General features: G+C 68.2%; 16 protein-coding genes and 1 pseudogene. 8 read left to right on the top strand and 9 right to left on the bottom strand.

Annotated features, from left to right (window positions below; translation table 11 throughout):
- Positions 1-737: 737 nt before the first annotated feature.
- On the bottom strand, positions 738-2567 hold the full coding sequence (locus tag ACFXI3_RS11205; RefSeq protein WP_378399429.1) for a LamG-like jellyroll fold domain-containing protein: 1830 nt from the start codon (positions 2565-2567) through the stop codon (positions 738-740).
- A 112-nt stretch (positions 2568-2679) separates the two neighbouring features.
- A pseudogene (locus ACFXI3_RS11210) lies at positions 2680-3153 on the bottom strand (DUF6328 family protein); the annotation flags it as partial.
- 967 nt (positions 3154-4120) lie between these two features.
- Between ACFXI3_RS11210 and ACFXI3_RS11215 the strand changes: the two are divergent.
- A complete protein-coding gene (locus ACFXI3_RS11215) occupies positions 4121-4708 on the top strand; it encodes a superoxide dismutase (protein ID WP_378399430.1) in 588 nt (195 codons plus the stop codon).
- Between the two features lie 13 nt (positions 4709-4721).
- Here the strand turns inward: ACFXI3_RS11215 and ACFXI3_RS11220 are convergent, their stop codons facing one another.
- Both ACFXI3_RS11220 and ACFXI3_RS11225 read right to left on the bottom strand, forming a co-directional pair.
- Positions 4722-5123 (bottom strand): TIGR03667 family PPOX class F420-dependent oxidoreductase, encoded by a 402-nt coding sequence (locus ACFXI3_RS11220; RefSeq protein WP_378399431.1) that lies wholly within the window; start codon positions 5121-5123, stop codon positions 4722-4724.
- A 192-nt stretch (positions 5124-5315) separates the two neighbouring features.
- Entirely contained in the window at positions 5316-7718 is a 2403-nt protein-coding gene (locus ACFXI3_RS11225; protein WP_378399432.1) for a DUF2339 domain-containing protein, read from the bottom strand.
- A gap of 94 nt (positions 7719-7812) precedes the next feature.
- Between ACFXI3_RS11225 and dusB the strand changes: the two genes are divergently transcribed.
- Together dusB and ACFXI3_RS11235 are read left to right on the top strand one after the other, a co-directional pair.
- Entirely contained in the window at positions 7813-8985 is a 1173-nt protein-coding gene (dusB, locus tag ACFXI3_RS11230) for a tRNA dihydrouridine synthase DusB (RefSeq protein WP_378399433.1), read from the top strand.
- 310 nt (positions 8986-9295) lie between these two features.
- Complete coding sequence (locus tag ACFXI3_RS11235; RefSeq protein WP_344266116.1) at positions 9296-9982, top strand: DUF2306 domain-containing protein; 687 nt, start codon at positions 9296-9298, stop codon at positions 9980-9982.
- A 77-nt stretch (positions 9983-10059) separates the two neighbouring features.
- On the opposite strand, the gene ACFXI3_RS11240 is transcribed toward ACFXI3_RS11235, so the two are convergent.
- Complete coding sequence (locus tag ACFXI3_RS11240; RefSeq protein ID WP_344266118.1) at positions 10060-10479, bottom strand: Hsp20/alpha crystallin family protein; 420 nt, start codon at positions 10477-10479, stop codon at positions 10060-10062.
- 164 nt (positions 10480-10643) lie between these two features.
- Between ACFXI3_RS11240 and ACFXI3_RS11245 the strand changes: the two genes are divergently transcribed.
- The 3 genes from ACFXI3_RS11245 (at position 10644) to ACFXI3_RS11255 (ending at position 12964) form a co-directional block, all read left to right on the top strand.
- Positions 10644-11477, top strand: coding sequence for an alpha/beta fold hydrolase (locus ACFXI3_RS11245; RefSeq protein ID WP_378399434.1), 834 nt, complete (start codon positions 10644-10646; stop codon positions 11475-11477).
- 148 nt (positions 11478-11625) lie between these two features.
- A complete protein-coding gene (gene idi, locus ACFXI3_RS11250) occupies positions 11626-12189 on the top strand; it encodes an isopentenyl-diphosphate Delta-isomerase (RefSeq protein ID WP_344266123.1) in 564 nt (187 codons plus the stop codon).
- Positions 12190-12304: 115 nt separating this feature from the next.
- Positions 12305-12964, top strand: coding sequence for a GGDEF domain-containing protein (locus tag ACFXI3_RS11255; protein WP_378399435.1), 660 nt, complete (start codon positions 12305-12307; stop codon positions 12962-12964).
- Between the two features lie 720 nt (positions 12965-13684).
- Here ACFXI3_RS11255 and ACFXI3_RS11260 read toward each other — a convergent pair.
- On the bottom strand, positions 13685-14590 hold the full coding sequence (locus ACFXI3_RS11260; protein ID WP_378399436.1) for a hypothetical protein: 906 nt from the start codon (positions 14588-14590) through the stop codon (positions 13685-13687).
- Between the two features lie 1740 nt (positions 14591-16330).
- Here ACFXI3_RS11260 and ACFXI3_RS11265 point away from each other — a divergent pair.
- Together ACFXI3_RS11265 and phoU are read left to right on the top strand one after the other, a co-directional pair.
- The gene (locus ACFXI3_RS11265) at positions 16331-17719 is read left to right on the top strand and encodes an LCP family protein (protein ID WP_377926896.1); all 1389 of its coding nucleotides are present in this window, start codon (positions 16331-16333) and stop codon (positions 17717-17719) included.
- An 83-nt stretch (positions 17720-17802) separates the two neighbouring features.
- Positions 17803-18477: a phosphate signaling complex protein PhoU gene (phoU, locus tag ACFXI3_RS11270; RefSeq protein ID WP_344266135.1), complete on the top strand. Its 675-nt coding sequence runs from the start codon at positions 17803-17805 to the stop codon at positions 18475-18477.
- A gap of 115 nt (positions 18478-18592) precedes the next feature.
- Here the strand turns inward: phoU and pstB are convergent, their stop codons facing one another.
- The 3 genes from pstB to pstC are packed head-to-tail and all read right to left on the bottom strand — an operon-like array spanning position 18593 to position 21210.
- Positions 18593-19369, bottom strand: coding sequence for a phosphate ABC transporter ATP-binding protein PstB (gene pstB, locus ACFXI3_RS11275; RefSeq protein ID WP_116204524.1), 777 nt, complete (start codon positions 19367-19369; stop codon positions 18593-18595).
- Between the two features lie 3 nt (positions 19370-19372).
- On the bottom strand, positions 19373-20287 hold the full coding sequence (gene pstA, locus ACFXI3_RS11280) for a phosphate ABC transporter permease PstA (protein ID WP_344266141.1): 915 nt from the start codon (positions 20285-20287) through the stop codon (positions 19373-19375).
- A 2-nt stretch (positions 20288-20289) separates the two neighbouring features.
- On the bottom strand, positions 20290-21210 hold the full coding sequence (gene pstC / locus ACFXI3_RS11285; RefSeq protein WP_344266713.1) for a phosphate ABC transporter permease subunit PstC: 921 nt from the start codon (positions 21208-21210) through the stop codon (positions 20290-20292).
- Positions 21211-21259 lie beyond the last annotated feature (49 nt).

The following is a 21259-nucleotide window of genomic DNA, read 5'->3' on the forward strand; positions in this document are numbered from 1 at the left end:
TGCTGGCCCCGGCAACGAGCTCCACCGCCAGCCAGGGCATCCGCGCTGGTCCGGCAACACGCACCACCCGGCGTCACCGTCGAAGGCGGAGGCGCTGGTCCCGGCAACGGGCGTCAGCCCGAGCCCCGGCATCCGTGCCGACCAGGCAACGCGACTCCGGCATCAGCACCGGTTCCGGCAACGGCACCGGCCATGCCCCCGGAATCCCGTCCCAGCATCGACGCTGGACCGCCTCCGGTCGCACACCGACGTTCCCTGCCCCAGTCCCCGGCACGGGAACGCTCGCCGATTTCCGCGTGCCCTCCGCACAGCAGACCTGCGTCCCACTCATCGGAACAGCGCTGGCCGCGAAAAAATGCCCCGCGGCCAACGCTCGCCACCGACGAATTCGCGACCAGCCACTCCGATGCTCTTAACTGCTGGCCATTACAAACCCTTCCCCGATTAGCCCGACTGGCCGAAGCCATCAGTTTTGCTAATACCCCCGAACGGTCGCACCAGTCGAATTTGCCTGCTGCGCAATCGGAATAGCGAGCTGGATTCCGTATCGGCCTTCCGCCAACAAGTCGGTTCCGCAATCCCCAGCCGCGTACCCGTCTTCCGCAACCCCAGCCGCCGCACCCGTCTTCCGTAATCCCGAGCCGCCGCGCCACTTTCCCTCATCCCCAGCCGCCGCGTCCGCCTCGCGAACCGTGGTCGCCAGCCGCAATTGCCGAGCGGCCACTCGACGCCGCCGGTCAGCCCAGCAGAAATTCCCGCGGAGCCAGCGCCCGGTCGACCACCCGGGCCTCGCCGATCTCGCCGTAGAAGCTGCGCTCCACCTTGCCCCGGTACGACGACGCGCCGATCAGCCAGCCGCCGCCCGGATTGGCCAGGCCGATCGCCGGTGTCTTGGGATTGCGCAGCAGCGGACAGCCGTCGACGTACAGCGTGCTGCGCCACCCGTCGTTGACGACCGCGACGTGCCACCATTTCGCCAGCGGCAGTTCGTGGCCCCAGTTGGTCGAGATCCCGTTCTGGTTCAACGGGAACACCGCCCACTGAAGCTCCGCGCCGTCCGAGACGCTGAAGGTCGCGGCCGATTCGTTCGGGTCATCGCCGGACTTCCCGGCCGCGCCGCCGTTGCCGAGGCGCGCGAAGATGCCGCACCAGCCGTGGGTGCCGTCGCGGAAGTCTTCCGGCAGCCGGACGAACGCTTCGACGGTGTAACCGCGCTGGAAGGTCAGGCTGTTCATCGGTGCGCTGTCGACGGTCTGGAGGTACGCGCCCCGACCGGGATTGCGCGCGCCGTCGAAGCGAAGACTCGCCCGCGATGGTTGGCGAGACGCGAAGTCCGCCGAGTAAGTCAACGCCGTCGGCCCGCTGCCCGGCACGGTCATGCGGCGCAGGTCGTTGCCGCGGCCGGTGAGGTCCTTGATCACCGCGTTGTCCGGCACCGGAGAGCCCGCGCGGCCGCCCTCGAACCGCCAGTACGCGACGGTGCCCGGCACGAGCTGCGGCTTCACCGGGCGGGCCGGCGGCACCGGAACGGGCGCGAAACCGGCGAACCGCTTGTCGAAGTCGATGTCGATGCTGAAGTAGTCGACGTCGGTGCTGCGCTCGGCCTCGATGCGCTCGAGTTCGGTGAGGTCGCGCTTGCCGTCGAGCCACGGCGAGAAGGTGCGGACGTCGATCACGCCGCGGGCGACGTCGAACTGGTACAGCCGGATCATGCCGCTGCCGCCGTAGTAGCGGTCCTGGTAGTTCGTGAGGTGCAGGTGGACGTCGTGGCCGGCGGCGTTGCGCTTCACCAGACGGCTCGGCGGCCAGTAGTGGCCGTTGAGGGTCAGGAAGATCTGGTCGCTTTCGTTGACGAACTGGTCCCAGACCTGCTGGCCGAAGTCCGACAGGAAGGCCTTGCCTTGCTCGTCGGAGTTGACCAGCTCGTGGATCGTCAGGATGGTAGGCATCCGCGGGTGCTGCGCGAGAACCTGCTTCGCCCACGCGAAACCGCCCGCCGACGGACGCCAGTCCATCGCGAGCACCAGCCACTCCCGACCGGCGGCCCGGAACACGTGGTAGGTGTTGTAGCCGTCCTTCGAGGAGCCGCGGAAAGTCGGCGAGTTCCGCTGCCGCTGCGGCCCGAACGCGTCGAGGTACGGCGTGCGCCCGCGCTGGTCGTCGGTGGAGCCGTCGATGTCGTGATTGCCCGCGAGCGTGCTGTACGGGAACCGGAACCGGTCGAGCGCCTGGAACGACCGGCTGATGCCCGCGAACTCCCGCGCCTGCCCGTTTTGCGTGAGGTCGCCGAGGTGCGCGAGGAAGACAACGTTGTCGTCGTGCGCGTGGCGCAGCACGTACGACAACGACGCGTCCACCGGCGTCGAGTCGCCCCGGTCCTCGTCGAACAGGTACTGGGTGTCCGGCATGACCGCGATCGTGAACCGCGGACTGTCACCGTCCGGCCGGCGAGCGACACTGGGATCAGCCGCGGCGATCCCGTTCAGACCAGGCAGCGCGGACACCGCCGCGCCGGCACCGAGGATTCCGGCACCGCGCAGGAAGTTCCGCCGTGAAGAGTCAGTCACGAGCAGGAAGCTACGGGCCGGCCCCAACCGCTACGGCAACAATTGCCGACGGCTCGATGAACAGCTCCATTTCTGTCCTGTGCAGGACAAATCCGGCACGCACCGACGCCGCTCAGTGACCGTCGCGTCGCCTTTGGTCGCCGACGAGCATGCCCGGCACCGCGAACCACAACAGCCCGAACAGCAACACCGCCATCCCACCGACGAGCCCCATCGCAACCGGTCCGAAAGAGACCTTCGCGATCAGCGCCACGGTGACCGTGATCGCCGCGGCAAGACACCCAAAGCCAACAAGCACGACCCGGTTGCCAACCCGCAGGATCTCCTCCCGCCGCCCAGTCCGGAACAGCATGCGATGCCAAGCCGCAGGCGCGATCAGCAACGCCGTCGCCGCGACGGTGAGCAGCACCGCCAGCAGGTGCAGCGTCTTCTCGAACCCGCTGGCGTCGTGGAACCGGCCCGTGAAGACCACCGACAGCAGGAATCCGAAAAGGATCTGAACGCCCGCCTGCGCGACCCGCAACTCCTGCAACAGCTCGCCGACGTTCCGCTGCAGCATCTGGTTCCGCGTCTCGCCAGTGTGCTCGACGTCGTCGTCTAGCTCCGCTGACCCGCCGACCCGCGCCGACCCGCCGACCGCAGCGAACCCGCCGCCCTCCGAGGAGCCAGTGCCGTCCGACGATCCGGTGCGCTGCGAAGGTCCGCCGCTTTCCGTCAGCCCTCCGCCAGCCGATCGGCTGCCGCTGGCCAGTCCACTGCCAGTCGGTCGGCCACCGCCGTCCAACCCACTGTCAGTCGGTCGGCTACCGCTCACCAGCCCACCGTCGGCCGGTTTGCCACTGCTCGCCAGCCCACCGTCGACCGGTTGACCGCCGCCGGTATTCCCGCCGCCGGGAGATTCGCCACCGCTAGCCTGCCCGCCCTCGGTCGATCCGCCGCCGCTGGCCTGCCCGCCGGAGTCCGCCGGCCGGCCACTCTCCGGCGACCCACCAGCCTCGACCGGTCCACCGGCCTCTGCCGACCCGTGGACGTCCGCACGACGGCCGTCAAACCCCATGGCGCTGTTCGGGTCGTCAGGCATGTCAGGCTCCACCGGTGCTCGCCGAAGCATCGCCGGGCAAGTCCGACGCTGCCACGCTGCCAAGTACCCAACGCGTCATCGCACGAAAACTCGCCCAGGCCAGTCGAGCGGCCTTCGCCTCCGCCGCAACCGCCGCCCAAGCCGCATCCGGCCCATCGGCCCGTTCCTGTCAGCGGAGTGCACCAGGACTCCGTCACCGCGACACGACCGGCACCAGCACCAATGCCAAGCGCGGCCGCACGCCTTGCGTCCAGACAGAAGCCCGCGCTCCCACCCGAGCCTGGCCCGGCCTGACCACCTGCCTAGCGGCACGGCTTGGCCCACGTCTAAATCTGGCCGCTCCCGCTGCCGCCCCAACCGACGCCCCAGCGCACCTCACGCCCGAACGAAAGCCGTCCCGAGATCCGGGAGACCTCCACACGTTCGAGTGGAGAACATGGCACGGCACGCGCCGACTAGTTAGAGAAGTTTCATGCATTTCCTCCCTAAGTTCCTTTCTACGGCCCTCGCCGCCGGTCTCACCGTCACGAGCCTCTCGGCCACCACCGTCGCAGCAGCTCCGGCCGAGGCCTCACCACTGCGCTTCACCACCGCCCACGGCACGTTCGCGGCATACACACCGGGCAGCCAAGCCGTCACCTACCGCCCGGATCTCGTGCCCGCCGGGGCCAGGGCGCACGTCTCCGCCCTGTCCGGCAGCCGCGTCGGCACCACCACCGTGCTGGTGATCAGCGGCCTCCTGCCGCAGCACGAATACGGTGCACACGCGCACGTGAACTCCTGCGGCGCCACCGGTGACGCCGCGGGCGGACACTTCCAGCACGTGCCGGACCCGGTGAAGCCATCGGTGGATCCGGCCTACGCCAACCCGCGCAACGAGATCTGGCTCGACTTCACCACCGACCGCTCAGGCATCGGTCATGCAACCTCCATTGTGGACTGGAAATTCGGCGAACGACGGGCGAAGTCCGTGGTAATCCACGAAACCCATACCCACACCAACCCCGGGCACGCCGGAACCGCGGGTGGGCGGCTGGCCTGCCTGAACGTCGGCTTCTGAATCCGGAACGCCCTCAAAACCCCCAGGACTTCTCAGGCACGATCCGGATCCGCACCGAGTAGTCGGCGTCGAAGGCGGCTGGATCGGCGAACCCGATACCGGCGTAATGCCGTTGGTACTTCGCCAGGTAGCCGGGAGCTTCAGAGGCTTTGGCTTCGTCGATGTGCGCGCGCCCGTTGACGACGATGATGCTCCCGCCGTGTTCGTCGCTGTTCAAGTGAAAACTCACCTCCGGGTTGGCGGCAAGGTGCCGGAGTTTGGCCGTACCAGGCCGGCTGAAAACCACGATGTCTTCGCCGTCGAGCACGAACCAGACTGGCCTCGGCGCGGGGCGGCCGCTCGGAGTCACGGTGGTGAGCCATGCGACGGACTCGCCTGCGCGTTGGATGAGTTTCGGGTCGTGGGTGTAGGTCATGGTCGGGTACCTCCTCGGTAGGTTTCCCAGGTAACCACGAGCCACCGACAGTTCCGCGACATCAGCCCGCACCGAGGACGCCCCGGGCCGTCTCCAGCCACTGTCACTACAGTAAATTTTTGTTGACACAAAAGGGAAATCCTCCGATTCGAGATCATTCTCGATTCCCCGGATCGGGGGACTTCTCGCGAATCAGCGCGACGCGACAACCCGCGCGTACCGTGCTCCCGCCACGAGCAGGATCACGCCAGCGCCGAGGAAAGCGCCCACTCGGGCCAAACCGTCCAGCGCGGCAAGGTCGAACAACACGAGCTTCGCCACCGCGGCAGCCACCAGCACCAGCCCGGCGATCCGCAACGCGACCACCTCGATCCCGCGCAGGAGAAGGACAAACGCGACCACCGTCCAGGAAACCGTGACTAGCGTGTGGCCGACCAGGAATCCGACCCGACCAGGGGACACGAGCATGGACGCGGCGAGCACCAGACCAGCAGCGCCGTAGAGCGCACACAGTCCTGCGGGCAGCCAAGGCGCAAGACTGGCCGATTTCACCACATTGAGCCGAATTGCCGCCCATGGCAACGCGATCGCGGCGGCGAGGAGAAGCGCAGCAGAGGCGAGTGCGGCGAAAAGAAGATCCCGCGGATGCCAGTGCGGGAGCATCAGCAGTGGCAGCGTCAGCTCCGACCCGAGCACGAACAGGCCGCCGATCACCGCGAAGGCGAGAGAACCGCCTAGCGCGAACCGGTTCCGCGTGAACTTCGCCGCAAAAGCGAGCACGACCGCTTCGCCGAGCAGGACCGCCCCGCCATCGAACTGCGTGACAGTCGCTTGCATCGCGGCGACGAGGCCAGCGATTCCCGCGACAGTACCGGAATTCCCCCGCACGATGGGCCAGGTCGCGATGAGCACGACCGCCGTTCCGCCCGCCAGAAACACGGATTCCGGCCGGTGCAGAAGCAGTGCGGCAGCCAGGACAGGCAGCGGGGCAACAGCGAGCACGGCCAGCGAGTAGGGCTCATTATCGTTACGCCGCAACGTGATCAGCGCCGTCGCCGCGCTGACGACACCGGCGGCAATCACTGCCCACACCGGCAAGGTGCGCAGCCCGGTACCGATCAGCGCCGTTGTCAAGGGCGGAATGGCTGCAGTAAACGAAAGTGGCGACCATGACCGTCGGAGGTGGACAGGAACGGTCGCGATCTGGATCATGAGAAGGAACGTCACGAGTTCATAGGTGAAGCCCCAAGTGATCAGGGGCGCACACACTCCGCATCCTCCCACCACGGCATTCGCCAAGAGAGAGGAATCCCATTTGACCGCAAGCAAAAGTCCGCCTACCGCGATCGCGAAGCCGACCGCGAGCCCGGCGGGAACCGGTAGGAAATCGTACAAGGAGGTGGCAGCGACAGTGTCGAGGTAGAGCGTCGCGATCCCCGTGGCGACAAGGGCGAACGCACCGGTGCGCGCGGCCGGTTTGCGGTGCAGCCAAGCGCCCGCGCCGACAAGGATTCCGCCGAACGCGGCGCCGACTGCCACCCGCGGCAGCGGGCCGAGCCAGCCGCGCTGAATGGCCAGAATCAGCAGCAGGACAACCCCGAGCAACGTCACCGCGCCGCCGACCCACGCCAGCAGTCGCGAACCGGCGCCTTCACGGCCGAGTCGCTCACGGAGCGTCGGAGATGGGGTGTAGCGGTGATAGCCGAAAGGCGGTTGAGCGAAGAGCCTCTGGCCATACGGCACCTGCTGGGCGGTTGCCTGCGGGTGTTCTTGGGCTGACTGTCCAGCTGCAAGACCGTCCGGGCCTGGCTGTTGGGTGCCGGGTTGCGGTGTTGACGGGTGGGTCGCGCTGGCCGCAGATTGGGCGGAATACGAAGCTGCGTAAGGGTTGTGCGGGTAGTAACCCGGGTGGGGGTGGAACGCCGCACCGTGCGCGGCCGAGTAGGCCGGGTACAGGTAGGGGCCGCCCTGCGCAGCTGGGTAGCCCGGGGCGGGCGACTGGCCTGGAGCAGCCGGATAGCCCTGCGCGGCAGGGTGACCAGGTGCAGGAGACTGAGTTGGCCCAGCTGAGCGGCCTGACTCGGCGGCCCGGACCTCTTCGGCAGCCCGGCCCTGTTCGGTGGAGCGGCCCTGTTCGGCGGGCTGGCCCTGTTCGGTGGAGCGGCTCTCTTCGGTAGGGCGGCCCTGTTCGGCCGGGTGGCCTTGTTCGGTGAGGCGGCCTGACTCGGACGGCTCGCCCGGCGCGGCGGCCTGACCCAGCGCAGCGGAAGCGCCTGCCACGTCGGCAATGCCCTCCGCCGCCGCGTCGGAGCTGACCGGCTGAGTGAGGCCGGGCGAGAAGGCCGACTGCGACGACTCCCCGGTCGACGCTGCCAGCTCGGCGTGGCCGCTCGGGTGGCCTGGCGTCGGCTGGGAGGCCGCTGCGTCTGGGCCGGATGCCTCGGCGGGCTTGTCGGTGGCCAGCGCGGGCTGATCGGTGGCCGACTCGGGCTGGAGGTGCACTGCGCGGAGTTCGGCGCCTACGTGGGTCAGGCGGCGGCCGAGGTCGTCCAGTTCGCCTGCCAAGCGGTGGAGCGTTGCAGCTTCCGTGGTCATACCGGACATCGTCGGAGAAACGGCGCGATGATCGGATCCGTAGCACTACTCAAGGCTGGACACGAGATGGTCTCGCGACCGCGGAGCTGCCCGGATGCGTGTGCCGTACGTCACGGGCGACAATGGAAGCGTGACTGCCACCTTGACCGCGCCCACGTTGAAGATCGGCCCCTACCAGGTCGATCCTCCCGTCGTGCTCGCTCCGATGGCGGGGATCACCAACGTGGCGTTCCGGCAGCTCTGCCAGGAGTACGGCGCGGGCATCTACGTATGCGAGATGATCACCGCCCGCGCGGTCGTCGAGCGGCACCCCGGCACGATGCACATGATGACCTTCGGCGAGCACGAAAAGCCGAGGTCCATGCAGCTTTACGGGGTCGACCCGAAGACGATGGCCGAGGCGGTCCGGATCATCGTTGGCGAAGGCCTCGCCGACCACGTGGACAGCAACTTCGGCTGCCCTGTCGCGAAGGTGACGCGAAAGGGCGGCGGCGCGGCGCTGCCGTTCAAGCGGCGGCTGTTCGCGGACATTGTGCGCGAGTCGGCGAAGGCGGCGGATGAAGGCGGTGTTCCGTTCACCGTGAAGTTCCGCGTCGGCATCGACGACGATCATCGGACGTTCCTCGACGCCGGACGCATCGCCGAAGCCGAGGGCGCGGCCGCGGTCAGTCTGCATGCGCGCACGGCCGCGCAGCGCTACTCCGGCCAGGCCGACTGGACCAAGATCGCCGCTCTCAAGGAGGCCGTCACCAGCATTCCGGTGCTGGGCAACGGCGACATCTTCAGCGCGGACGACGCGCTCCGCATGGTCGCCGAGACCGGCTGCGACGGCGTCGTCGTCGGGCGCGGCTGCCTCGGTCGGCCGTGGCTGTTCGGCGAACTAGAAGCCGCTTTCCAGGGCCGGGAGATTCCGGCCGGGCCGAACCTCGGCGAAGTCGCGCGCGTCCTGCGCCGGCACACCGAACTGCTCATCGAGCACGACGGCCACGACAAGGCGATGCGCGACATCCGCAAGCACATGGCCTGGTACCTGATGGGCTTTCCGGTCGGCTCCGAGCTGCGGCGCGGCTTCGCGATGCTCTCGTCGATGGACCAACTCGACGACCTCATCGCCCAGCTCGACCACGACGCCCCCTTCCCCGAGGCCGCCACCGGCCCGCGCGGACGCCAGGGCTCGCCGGGCAAGGTGACGCTCCCGCACGGCTGGCTGGACGACCCGGACGACGACTGCGTCCCCGAGGCCGAGGACATGCACTCCGGAGGCTGACCAGCAGGGATCGGCCGAGCTGATCACCGCGGCACTAGGGCAAAACACGACGGTCTCCGTCGGCCGGGAAGACCAGTTTCACCGCTGCCTGCGCAGCAGTGGTTCGGAAACTGGGAACCCTGCCGTCGCGTACTCCACTGCACCGCAGAGGTCCCATCACAACTGCGACCGCGAACTCGACACCTCGCCGAACCAGCAGCGACGGCAAACCCGCGCGTACCACCCGATCTACGCAATTCTCGCCGACACGGCCATCCCCGCCATCACGAGACGCTCACTGCACAGACCCAGTCCGAGCAGGAGTTTCGTGATGACTTTCGCCGTTCCCCGCCGCAGCCGCCGACGGATCGCCTGGGCCGCCGTCGCGGTGTCCGCCGTCGGCGTAGCGCTGTTCTCCGCCGCGACCTACCTGACCGGCGACCCGACCTTGAGCCGGATCCCGCTCAACCCGGGGATCGCCTTGCACTACTTGACGATCGTGCTGCACGCCTTGCCCGCGAGCCTGGTGCTGCTGATCGGACCGTTCCAGTTCGCCCAACAACTGCGCGCACGTCGACCGAAACTCCACCGGGTGCTCGGCCGCGTCTACGTGGTGAGCATGATCTTCGCCGCGGTCGCCGCACTCGTGGCAGCGACGTTCTCGGTCGACGGCATCTCGTCACAAATCGCCTTCTACCTGCTGTCCGTCGCGTGGCTCTACACGCTCTACCGCGGCTACACCTTCATCCGGCAGGGCCAGATCCAGCTCCACCGCATCTGGATGATCCGCAACTACGCACTGAGCTTCGCCGCGGTCGTGCTCCGCGGCTTTCTCGGCATCGGCGCGGCGATGCAGGGCATCTTCCCGACGCTGAGCTTCGCCGACATCTACACGACGAGCGCGTGGGGTTCGATCACGATCTGCGTGGTCGTCGCGGAGTACTTCGTCCTCAACCGCACAATCGCGCCGCTAGTGCGCAAGCGGCAGCCGGGCGAGCGAGCGGGTATCCCCAGCTGACCTGCGCGGATAGCAATTGTCCCCAGGTTATCCACAACCCACTGTGGACAACCTGGGGACAACTTGGGTTCGCGACCTCAGGCGTCGATCTCCTGCGGCGCGCCGCCGACAGTGATCTTGCGCGGCTGGGCCTTCTCGGAGACCGGGATGCGCAGCGTCAGCACTCCGTCGACGTAGTCCGCGGCGATGCGCGTGGTGTCGAGCGTGTCGCCGAGGAACAGCTGGCGCGAGAACTTGCCGCGCGGCCGCTCGGACACCTGGACCTGCGCGTCCTCGACCGCGACCGGGGTGCGCTCGGCGCGGACGGTGAGCACGTTGCGCTCGACGCTCACGTCAATGGAGTCGCGTGCGATCCCCGGGAGGTCGAACTGGATGACGTACTCGTCGCCGGAGCGATAGGCGTCCATCGGGACGGAGCGCGGCGCGGTCCCCTGACTGCCGAAGACCTGCTGGGTCAGGCGGTCGAACTGGGCGAACGGGTCGGTGCGGATCAGCATGTCGAATCCCCTTTCGGACAACTGCGGCCAGCTGCTGGGGCGCTGACCAAGCCTTGCAAAGTTGCCAACGAGCGACTCAACTTATTTGTTCCCATGTAGCTCAGATCACAGTGACAGCGAGAGACCGCCCGAAACTGTCGGTGCCTGTCCGTAGAGTGCGTCTCGTGATCGACCAGCTGACGATCCCGACCGATGCGGGATCCTTCGACGCAATCGCGGCCGGCCCAGAAGACGGCCGACCGGTACTGCTGCTGCACGGCTTTCCCCAGGCCGCCGTGGAGTGGGAGCACCAGGTGGCGACGCTCGGCGTGCTCGGATACCGCGCGATCGCGCCGGATCAGCGCGGTTATTCGCCGGACGTGCGGCCCGAGCGCCCGGCCGAATACGGCATCGCGTCGCTGGTGTCCGACGTCGTGGCAATCGCCGACACGCTCGGCTGGAGCACGTTCGACCTGGTCGGCCACGACTGGGGCGGCGCGGTCGCGTGGTGGACGGCCGACGAGCACCCCGACCGGCTGCGCAGCCTCACCGTGGTGTCCACGCCGCATCCCGGGGCGCTCGCCGAAGCGCTGCGGACGGACGAGGACCAGCACCTGCGGTCGGCCTATATGACGGAGTGGCGGCAAACGCCCGCGACCGAGCAGCGCATGCTGGCCGACAACGCCAAAGCGCTGCGCGAGATCTTCGACCGGCGCATCCCGCCGAGCAAGATCGACGAGTACGTCCAGCGACTGTCCGAACCAGGTGCGCTCACCGCCGCGCTGAACTGGTACCGAGCCGGGCGTCCGGGCGGGAAGATCGGCAAGATTTCGGTGCCGGCGATGTACGTGTGGTCCACAGAGGACGTCGCCTTCGGCTCGGCCGCCGCGCTCGACACGGCGAATTGGTGCACCGGGCCGTACCGGTTCGAGATGCTGGAGGAGGTGTCGCACTGGGTAGCGGAGGAAGCGCCGGAGGCGTTGACCTCGTTGATCGTCGAGCATCTCGGCAGCCGGTGACACCCGGTCTGGCCTGCGCCGTCGTTCGGCTGGGTGTCCGGCGGGACGAGGATTCAAGCGCTGCGTGAAGATCCGACACTCGAATCGGGCGAAACGGCCACCCGGCTCGCGGTATCGGCCGGTAGGTGCGTGGTGTTCAGTATCCGGAGTGGACACCAGCACTGAAGCCGAAACCGAACGCGTCGTCTTCGTGACCGAGGACGGCGTGCCCACCGGGGAGACCGGGCCGAAGCTCGCCAGTCATCACGCCGAGACGCGGCTGCACCTCGCGTTCTCCTGCTACGTCCTGCGCCGTTCGGACAACGCCCTGCTGATCACTCAACGCGCGCCGCACAAAAAGGTGTGGCCGGGAGTGTGGACCAACAGCGTGTGCGGTCATCCCGCGCCAGCCGAAGCATTGGAGACCGCCGTGCGCCGGCGGGCTTCGTACGAACTCGGGCTGCCCGGGCTCGAGGACCTCGAGTGCGTGTTGCCCACGTACCGCTACCGCACGCCGCCCTTCCAGGGGATCGTGGAGAACGAGTTCTGTCCGGTGTTCGCCGCGTGGACGGACGTCGATCCGCGGCCGAATCCCGAAGAGGTGGGCGGCTGGCGATGGATTTCCTGGGCCGATTACACACAGTGGATCACGGATCCGACGACTGACGCGAGTTACTGGGCTCGTGATCAATTCGCGCAGCTCAAGGACAAAAAGCCCTTTTCCGCGCTCTGAGGCGGAGAACTCCGTTGCGTGACATCAGCGGAAGTCCGTCGTCCACTTGAGCGAAATTCACCTTCGAACGTACCGATGACTCAAGCCGCCGCTCCTTTACGACGAAAACGATGGAGTGGCGGAGGTCAGAGTGTCGGCGGACGACGAGCTCGGAACGGGGGAGACCGCGCCAGACCTGCTCACGTTGCACGAGTCCATCGCGGACCTGTTCGCGACGCGCGGCGACTGGCGGCGGGCCTACCGGCACCTGCGCTCGGCGCTCGACATTGCCCGAGCGGGCAGTCTTCGCGACCCGCTCACCTCGAGCTACAACCGCCGCTACCTCGACCAGCGGCTGCCCGAACTGCCGGCCGCGGTGGCCGTCGCCCTGGTCGACCTGGACCGGTTCAAGTCCGTGAACGATACGTACGGTCACCTTCTCGGCGACCGCGTCCTCTGTCGGGTCGCCGATCTCCTGCAGGAGGGGCTGCCTGCCGATGCGTTCTGTGCACGGTACGGCGGCGAGGAATTCGCTCTCGTTCTGCCGGGAATCGATCATCGGGGAGCCGTCCGGGTCGCCGACGCCGCACGCCTGCGGGTCGCTCGTCATCCCTGGTCAGAACTGCAGCCAGGCCTTCGGGTTACGATCAGCGTCGGCCTCGCGCACGGCACCGAATCCGGGCCGCGGCAGCTCCATCGAGCCGACAATCTCCTTTACGCCGCGAAGCGGGCCGGCCGCAACAAGGTCGCTTTCCATGACCGCGAGACCGCGCAGGTAATTACGCACTCTGAGTAACGCACGTCTGCGATTACTCCATTCACCGAACCCGAACTTCACCTGTTCGTCCGCTTCAGTGCGCCTTAGGGCGACTCATGGTGAAGAAATTCGCGGGAGGGTGTCGTCACGAACGGCGGGTATCCGTACGATAACGAAAAGCTCCCCCGGTACGACGAGTCCTGGGAGACCCGGCGAAGCCGCCGGGTGTTCAAAGGTAAGCCGCCCCAGCCTGGTGCCTGACGTGCGAGAGGAGACCGAGTGCCCGACGAGCGCAACACCCCCGGCACCGGTCGCCATTCCGACAGCACGGCACGCCCCCGAGGCGGACGCCGCCGTTCGATGGACACTCACGGCGGCATCAGCGTGTCCGACGTGGTCGCGCGGCACACCGGGGAACGACCCGCCTTCGCCGAGGATGCCGGGACGCAACTCTCGGAGCCGGTGAGCCGGCTCGCCGAACCGGGCGCCCGCCGGGCAGAGCCGGGCCGCCGCCGCGCGGACGCCGAACGACCCGAACCGGGACGACGGCGGGCCGAGCCGGACGCTGGTTATTCGGGGGCGAACGGTCGCACCGGGTTGCCCGCCGAACCGGGCCGGCGGCGGGCGAACGGGCACGCCAACGGATTCGGAAGTCGGCACGCTGGGCCGGGAGACGCCTCGGATCTGGGCGGCGATCGGGCGAATGGGCAGGTCAACGGGGTCGGCGGCCGACACGGCGGGTCGGCGGAGGACGACGCTTCAGCAGCGAGCGCACACGGCAGCGAGCTGGCCGGAGGCAGCAACGGCACGGCCGGCAGGCGAGCCAACGGGTTCGGCAGCCGACACGGCGAGCCGGCGGCAGACGGCCTCGCGCCAGCGGGTGGACCGGCGAATGGCCAGGTCAACGGGGTCGGCGGCCGACATGGAGAACCCGCGGTAGACGACGCCGCACCAGCGGGCGGGCGGACAAACGGCTACGGAGTCGGCAGTCGACACGGTGAACCGGCCGGAGAAGACGCCGGTTCGGTGGGCAGACGGGCAAACGGCTTCGGCAGTCGGCACGGCGAGCCCGCGGCGGACGATGTCCCGCCCGTTGGCGGACCGGCAAACGGCCGCGGCAACGGGGTCGGCGGACGGCACGGCGAGCCCGATGAGGCCGCACCAGTTAGCGGACCGGCAAACGGCTACTCCAACGGAATCGGCAGTCGGCACGGCGAGCCCGCGGCAGACATCCCGCCAGTTAGCGGATCGGCGAACGGGCGCGGCAACGGAATCGGCGGACGGCACGGCGAATCGGCCGGAATCGACGACTCGGTCGGCAGGCGAGCGAACGGCCGCGGCAACCGTAACAGTGGTGCTGCGGAAGACGGTGTGGCCTCTGACCGGGCCAATGGCGTCGGCAGTCGGCACGGTCGAGAAGTTGCCGACGGTTCCGAGCTCCGGAACGGAGCCAGCGGGCCGACAGCGGACGTACCCGCGAATGGCCAGGTCAACGGGATCGGCGACCGGCGCGATGGTTCTTCGGGCGATGGCGATGGTTTGTCCGGCGGCCGTCGGGCGAACGGGGATCGTCGGGGTGGTGTTTCGGACGTCAACGGCGGGAATGCCGCGCGAGTAGGCGGACGGGCGCTTTTCGGCGGTGCGGTGCCTGACGGCAATCGACACGGTGCTCCGGATGTTGCCGGGTCGCCGGTGGATGGTGCCGTTGACGAGGTTCGGAGCGCTGAGTCGCGACGTCGGGAGACTGGGGCCTATCAGCCTGGTGACGTCGGCGGGCCTGGTGATCGTCGCAGGGACTTGGGCGGGCACGAGGCAGGTGGACGTCCTGACGAGACTGGTTCTGGCGAGTTAGCTGGGCGAACCGGCGGCCGTCGTGGGGAGCCGGGTGGGCGGGTTGCCGAGTCTGGCGGTCGGTTTGAGGAAGGCCGGTCCGCGGAGCTGGGCGAGCGGCCGGGAGAACCGCGGCGGCGTGCGGACGACGGGCTGCCGGGGAGTGCCGAGCAGGATTTGGGTTCTCCGGAGCGGGGGATGCAGCCTCGGCGTCGGCGGGCGGATGGGCTTCCGCCTCGGCCTCGGCAGGGTGGTGGGGTTCCGGTTTCGCCGGATCCGCCTGGGCCTCGGCGGCCGCACGGGGCGGAGAACGCTCCTGGGCAGCGGGTGCCCGGTCCGGATTCCGGCGGGCATCGGTTGCCTGGTCCGGAATTGGACGGGCCGCGCATGGCTGGCCCGGGCGGACCGCGGGTGGCGGGCGTTGGCGGGCAGCCGGTCGCGGATCCCGGCGCGGCCGCGCAACGGAGCGCTGGTCCTGACTCGGCGGCGCTGCCGCCTGACGAGCACCGGTTGGCTAGCCCCGATTCCGCTGGGCCACGGACGCCCGGTCAAGACTCTGGCGGGCACCAATCAGGCGAGCAGCGAATGCCCGGTCCGGCGAGGCGACGGGCTACCGGGCCGGAGTCCGCGGGGCAGCCCATGGGCGGCCCCGAGTCTGCGGCGATGCCTGGCGGACCCGAACCTGACGGACAGCGAATGCCCGGCCCAGCAAGGCGACGCGCGGCAGGGCCGGAGTCCGCTGGGCAAGCGGTGGCAGGCGAATCGGCGGCAAGGCCGCTGCCGGGCGGGCCCGATCCAGACGGTCAGCGAACGCCAGGTCCCGCAGGACGACGAGCGTCCGCTGGGCCACCGGTAGCCGGTCCCGAGTCGGCGGCGATGCCGATGCCCGGCCCGGCCAGGCGACGGGCCGCAGGCGCTGAGTCCGCGGGGCAGTCGATGGCCCCTGAATCGGCGGCGATGCCGGGCGGGCCCGACCCCGAGGCGCAGCGGGCGCCTGGGCAGGACTCCGGCGGGCACCGGGTGCCTGGTCCGAACACGCCTGGTCGGCGGGCAGCAGGTGGGCGGCGGCCCAGTGGCGTCGACGGCGCGGAGCCGGAGGACGGGCTCGAGCGGACCCAGCTCAGTCAGGCCCTCGAGCCGGATCGGTTGCGGGGCAAGCCTGGCCAGAGGCGTGGTGGTTCGCGGGGGCCGGGGCTTGAGCAGACCCAGCTCAGTCCGGCCCTGGACGGCGACGGTTCCGCGATCGACAGCCGGCGTGGTGAGCGGCCTCGGCGTGGGCCGGATCCGGAACGCGCGCCGCTCGGCGGGAACGCGCTCGCGGGCGATCGGACGCAGTTCACGCCGGTCAAGGGGCTCAGCCTCAGCCCGGTCGAGGAGCATCCAGCCGATCCGGAGCGGACGCAGCTCAGCCCGGTGGCCAAACCGGACGCTGATCCCGAGCGCACCCAGCTCAGCCCGGCCGTCAAACCGGATGCTGATCCGGAGCGCACGCAGCTGAGCCCAGCCGTTGCGGGGCCGAACGGCAAGCGGCCGCGGCGTACGCCGGTGAAGTCGGCCGCGGCGGCGCGGGCTGAGATGGATCCGCTCACCATGACCGACGAGATGGAGGCGATCGACGAGGCGACTCAGTACCGTCGCAAGATCGATCACAGTCTCGCCCGGTTCTCGGCCGCGCACGACGACGCGGCGGCTGAGGAGGCGAAGCGCCGGGAACGGCGGGAGCGGCTCACTACCCGGTCGATGGCGTTGTTCGAGCAGACCCGGACCGCGTTGCAGCGGGTCGTTTTGCTGGACAAAGAGGACGAAGCAGAAGAGAAACCCGCCGAACAATCCGAGCAGACCCGGCTGCAGGAGAAAAAGCAGCGGCACATCGCGCGCAATATCCGGATCGGGCGGATCGCGCTTATTGTGGTCGCTGTGCTGATCTTCATCGGCACGGGAGTCGCCTGGGGTGCGGTCACGTGGTTCGACGCCAAGTTCACCGAGGTTTCCGCGCTGGACGAGAACTCTTCCGACATCCAGAACGCCGACGCGCAGGCCAACGACGAGAACTTCCTCATGGTCGGCTCAGATTCGCGGGACGGGGCGTCGTCCGAGGAAAATGTCGGGGACGCGGCGAATATCCCTGGCGCGCGGTCGGACACGGTGATGGTGGCGCACGTTCCCGCGGACCGGAAGCGGGTTGTCGTCGTCTCATTCCCCCGGGACCTCGAAATCGACCGCCCGGACTGCAATCGGTGGGACCCGGCCAAATCGCAGACTACCGACGAAATCGTGCGCGAGCAGAAGATCGCGAAGCTCAACACGGCCTACGCGGTCGGCGGGCCGCAGTGCATGACGAAAGTGATCCAGAAGATCACCGGCCTGCGGATCAACCACTTCATCGGCATCGATTTCAACGGGTTCAAGGAAATGGTCGATGCCGTGCACGGAGTGACCGTGCACAACGAGAAACCGATCGACGACACCACGCTCGGCAAGGTGCTGGCCGAAACCGGCGACGTCACTATTTCCGGCGACCAGGCGCTGAGCTACGTGCGCGCCCGGCACGTCATCGGCGACCCGACCTCCGACTACGGCCGGATCAAGCGGCAGCAGGCGTTCATCGGCGCGCTGCTCAAGAAGGTCATGTCCTCGGATGTCGTGCTGGATCCGGGAAAACTGTCCGGCTTCATCACCGCGTTCGCGCACGCCACGTTCGGCGACAACCTCGGCGTGCAGCAGATGATGACGCTCGCGCAGTCGATGCGCGGACTGAACCCGGCCAACATCAACTTCATGACCGTGCCCACCGTCGGCCTGCCGAACAAGCGCGGCAACGAAGTGCTGGTCCAGGAAAAGTCCAAGAGCCTCTTCGACGCGTTGCGCGACAACACGCCGCTTCCGGGCAACCAGCCCGCCGGAACCGCGGCCAGCGCGCCGCCGGCCAACGCCGATTCGCGCAAGAGCGTCAACACCGGCTGATCATTCGGATTCGTTAGGCGGGGTTCATATGCGGTTCACCCAGCGATGCGGTATTCGGACAGTCCACGTCGTAGGGTGTGCTCATGCGTGAGGCCTACCATGTGGAACTCGATCAGCTCGCCGAAAACCTGGCCGCGATGTCGGTTCAGGTCGCCGACGCCATGGAGCGGGCCACCAAAGCACTGCTGGAGGTCGACCTCGGCCTCGCCGAGCAGGTGATCAGCGACGACGCGAAGGTCGACGACGCGCGCGCCGAATGCGAGGAGCAGGCGTACGCGCTGCTCGCGCTGCAGGCCCCGGTCGCGACCGATCTGCGCACCGTGCTCGCCGCCATCCACGCGGCGGAAAGCCTGGAGCGCATGGGAGATCTCGCCCTGCACGTCGCCAAGGCCGCCCGCCGCCGCCACCCCGACCCGGTGCTGCCGGAAGCGGTCAAGCCGTACTTCGCCGAGATGGGCCAGGCCGCGGTCAAGCTCGCCCGGCAGGTCGAGGCGGTCATCAAGACCAAGGACGTCTCCGCCGCCAAGGACCTCGAGGCCGAGGACGACCAGGTCGACGACCTGCACCGGCACCTGTTCACCGTGCTGATGGACCGCGAATGGCCGCACGGCGTCGCTTCCGCCGTCGACGTCACGCTGCTCGGCCGCTTCTACGAGCGCTACGCCGACCACGCGGTGTCCGTCGCCAAGCGGATGATTTTCGTGGTCACCGGCCGGATGCCGGGCTACGGCACCGACGACGAAGACCTGACTATCTAAAGACACCACAACGAAAACCGCCATCCGGACCAAGCGCGGGTGGCGGTTTTTTAGTGCCCGGAAACGAAAACGGCCGCCCTGGCAAGGAAAACCAGGGCGGCCGTCCACAGTGGAATCAGCCGAAGCGGCCCGAGATGTAGTCCTCGGTGGCCTTCTCGTCCGGGTTGGAGAAGATCTTCTCCGTGTCGTTCAGCTCGATCAAGCGGCCGGGCTGGCCGACGCCGGCCAGGTTGAAGAACGCGGTCTGGTCGGAAACCCGCGCCGCCTGCTGCATGTTGTGCGTCACGATGACGATCGTGTATTCCTTCTTCAGCTCGCCGATCAGGTCCTCGATCGCGAGCGTCGAGATCGGGTCCAGCGCCGAACACGGCTCGTCCATCAGCAGCACGTCCGGCTGCACCGCGATCGCCCGCGCGATGCAGAGCCGCTGCTGCTGACCGCCGGAGAGGCCGCCGCCCGGCTTGTTCAGCCGGTCCTTGACCTCGTTCCACAGGTTCGCGCCGCGCAGCGCCCGCTCGGCGATCTCGTCGAGCTGCTTGCGGTTCTTGGTGCCGCCAAGGCGAAGCCCGGCCACCACATTGTCCTTAATGGACATCGTGGGGAACGGGTTCGGCCGCTGGAACACCATGCCGATGGTGCGGCGCACCTGCACCGGGTCCACCGCCGAGGCGTAGATGTCCTCGCCGTCGAGCAGCACCTGGCCGTCGACCCGAGCGCCGGGAATGACCTCGTGCATGCGGTTCAGCGTGCGCAGCACCGTCGACTTGCCACAGCCCGACGGCCCGATGAACGCGGTCACGTTCCGCGGCGGGACGTTCAGCGTGACGCTGTCCACGGCGTGGAACTTGCCGTAGTAGATGTCCAGGTCTTTGACGTCGATTCGCTTGGCCATGACTCACTTCTTCTTCGGGGCGACGATGCGGGAAAGGACCGTGGCGAGCAGGTTGATCACGGCGATGATGAGCACCAGGGTGAGCGCGGCTCCCCAGATCCGGTCGAAGCCGACGCTGCCCGGGTCCATCGAGTTGGTGGCGCGTTCGTTGTTCATCACCAACGGCAGCGACGCCTGCTCCCCGCTGAAGATGTTCCAGTTGACGTAAGACGTGTAGCCCACGAGCACCAGCAGCGGCGCGGTTTCGCCCATCACGCGGGCGAGCGCCATCATGATGCCGCCGAGGATGCCCGACAACGCCGTCGGGAGCACGATCTTCATGATCGTCTTCCACTTCGGCACGCCCAGCGCGTACGACGCTTCGCGCAGGTCGTCCGGCACGATCCGCAGCATTTCCTCCGCCGAACGGACAACCACCGGAATCATCAGCAGCACCAAGGCCAGCGACACCGCGAACCCGCTGCGCGGCAGGCCGAGCGTGGTGACCCACAGCGCGTAAATGAACAGTGCGGCCACAATGGACGGAACACCGGACAGGATGTCCACCATGAACGTGGTGGCCTTGGCCAGCTTGCCGCGACCGTATTCGACGAGATAAATCGCGACCAGCAGGCCGATCGGCACCGAGATGACCGCGCACACCACGCCCTGCAACAGGGTGCCGATGATCGCGTGCAGCACGCCGCCGCCGACCTCGTCGCCGAGCACCGAACCGAAGTCCTGGCCCCACCAGTTGCTGTACGGGATCCGCTTGATCCCGTTGGCGATCACCGTGTACAGCACCCACACCAGCGGGACCACGGCGATCAGGAAGGACAGCCACACGAGCACCGTGGCGACGCCGTTTTTGACCTTGCGGGCCGCGCTCACCTGCTGGAAAGCCGGTGTCGTCGCGGGCCGTTCGAGGGTGGTCGACATGGTCACCCCACCTTCTTTCCGACGATCGAGCGGGCGGCGAAGTTGACCAGGAACGTCAGCACGAACAGCACCAGGCCGGCCGCGATATAGGCGCCGGCCGAGGTCGGGTTGTTGAACTCGCTGTAGTTCTGGGCGATCTTCGAGGCGAAGGTCGCGCCGCCGTCGAAGAGGCTCCAGTCGAAGTTGCGGCCCTGCGGGATCAGCAGAATCACCGCCAGCGCAATGGTTTCACCGAGTGCGCGGCCGAGGCCCAGCATCGACGCGCCGACGAAGCCCGCCTTGCCGAACGGCAGCACCGTGGTGCGAATGACCTCCCAGCGCGTGGCTCCGAGCGCGAGCGCGCCCTCGACCTGCGCCGTCGGCGTGCGCTCGAAAACCTCGCGGGTAAGCGACGTGATGATCGGCAGAATCATCACCGCGAGCACGATCCCGGCGGTGAAAATGGTGCCGCGCACGTTCGGCGCGATGTTGCCCGGCGCGAAAATCGGAATCCACGAGAAGGTGCTGTTGACCCACTCGGAAAACGGCTCGATCGCCGGCGCGAACACGAGAATGCCCCACAGGCCGAAAATGATCGACGGCACCGCGGCGAGCAGATCCACGACGTAGGCGAACGGCCGGGCCAGTTTCGCGGGCGCGTACTGGGTGAGGAACAGCGCGATGCCCAGCGAGATCGGCATCGCGATGATCAGCGCCACCAGCGAGGTCGCCACGGTGACCTCGGCGAGGTCGGCGATCCCGAACGCCATGTTGGCCGGGTCGTTCGTCGACCACCCGTGGTTGAACAGGAAGTTGACCTTGTCCGCCTTCAGCGCCGGAATCGCCTGCACGACCAGGAAAATCCCGATCAAGGCGATCAGGGCGACGACGAAGATCCCGGCCCCGGTGGTCAAGTTCTGGAAGATGCGGTCACCGGCTCGCACCTTCGTCGGCTTCTTCCGCGCGGGCGGCGCTTCCGGCGCCGGCGCGGGT

This window comes from Amycolatopsis sp. NPDC059235, assembly GCF_042754125.1.
Classification (GTDB): domain Bacteria; phylum Actinomycetota; class Actinomycetes; order Mycobacteriales; family Pseudonocardiaceae; genus Amycolatopsis; species Amycolatopsis albidoflava.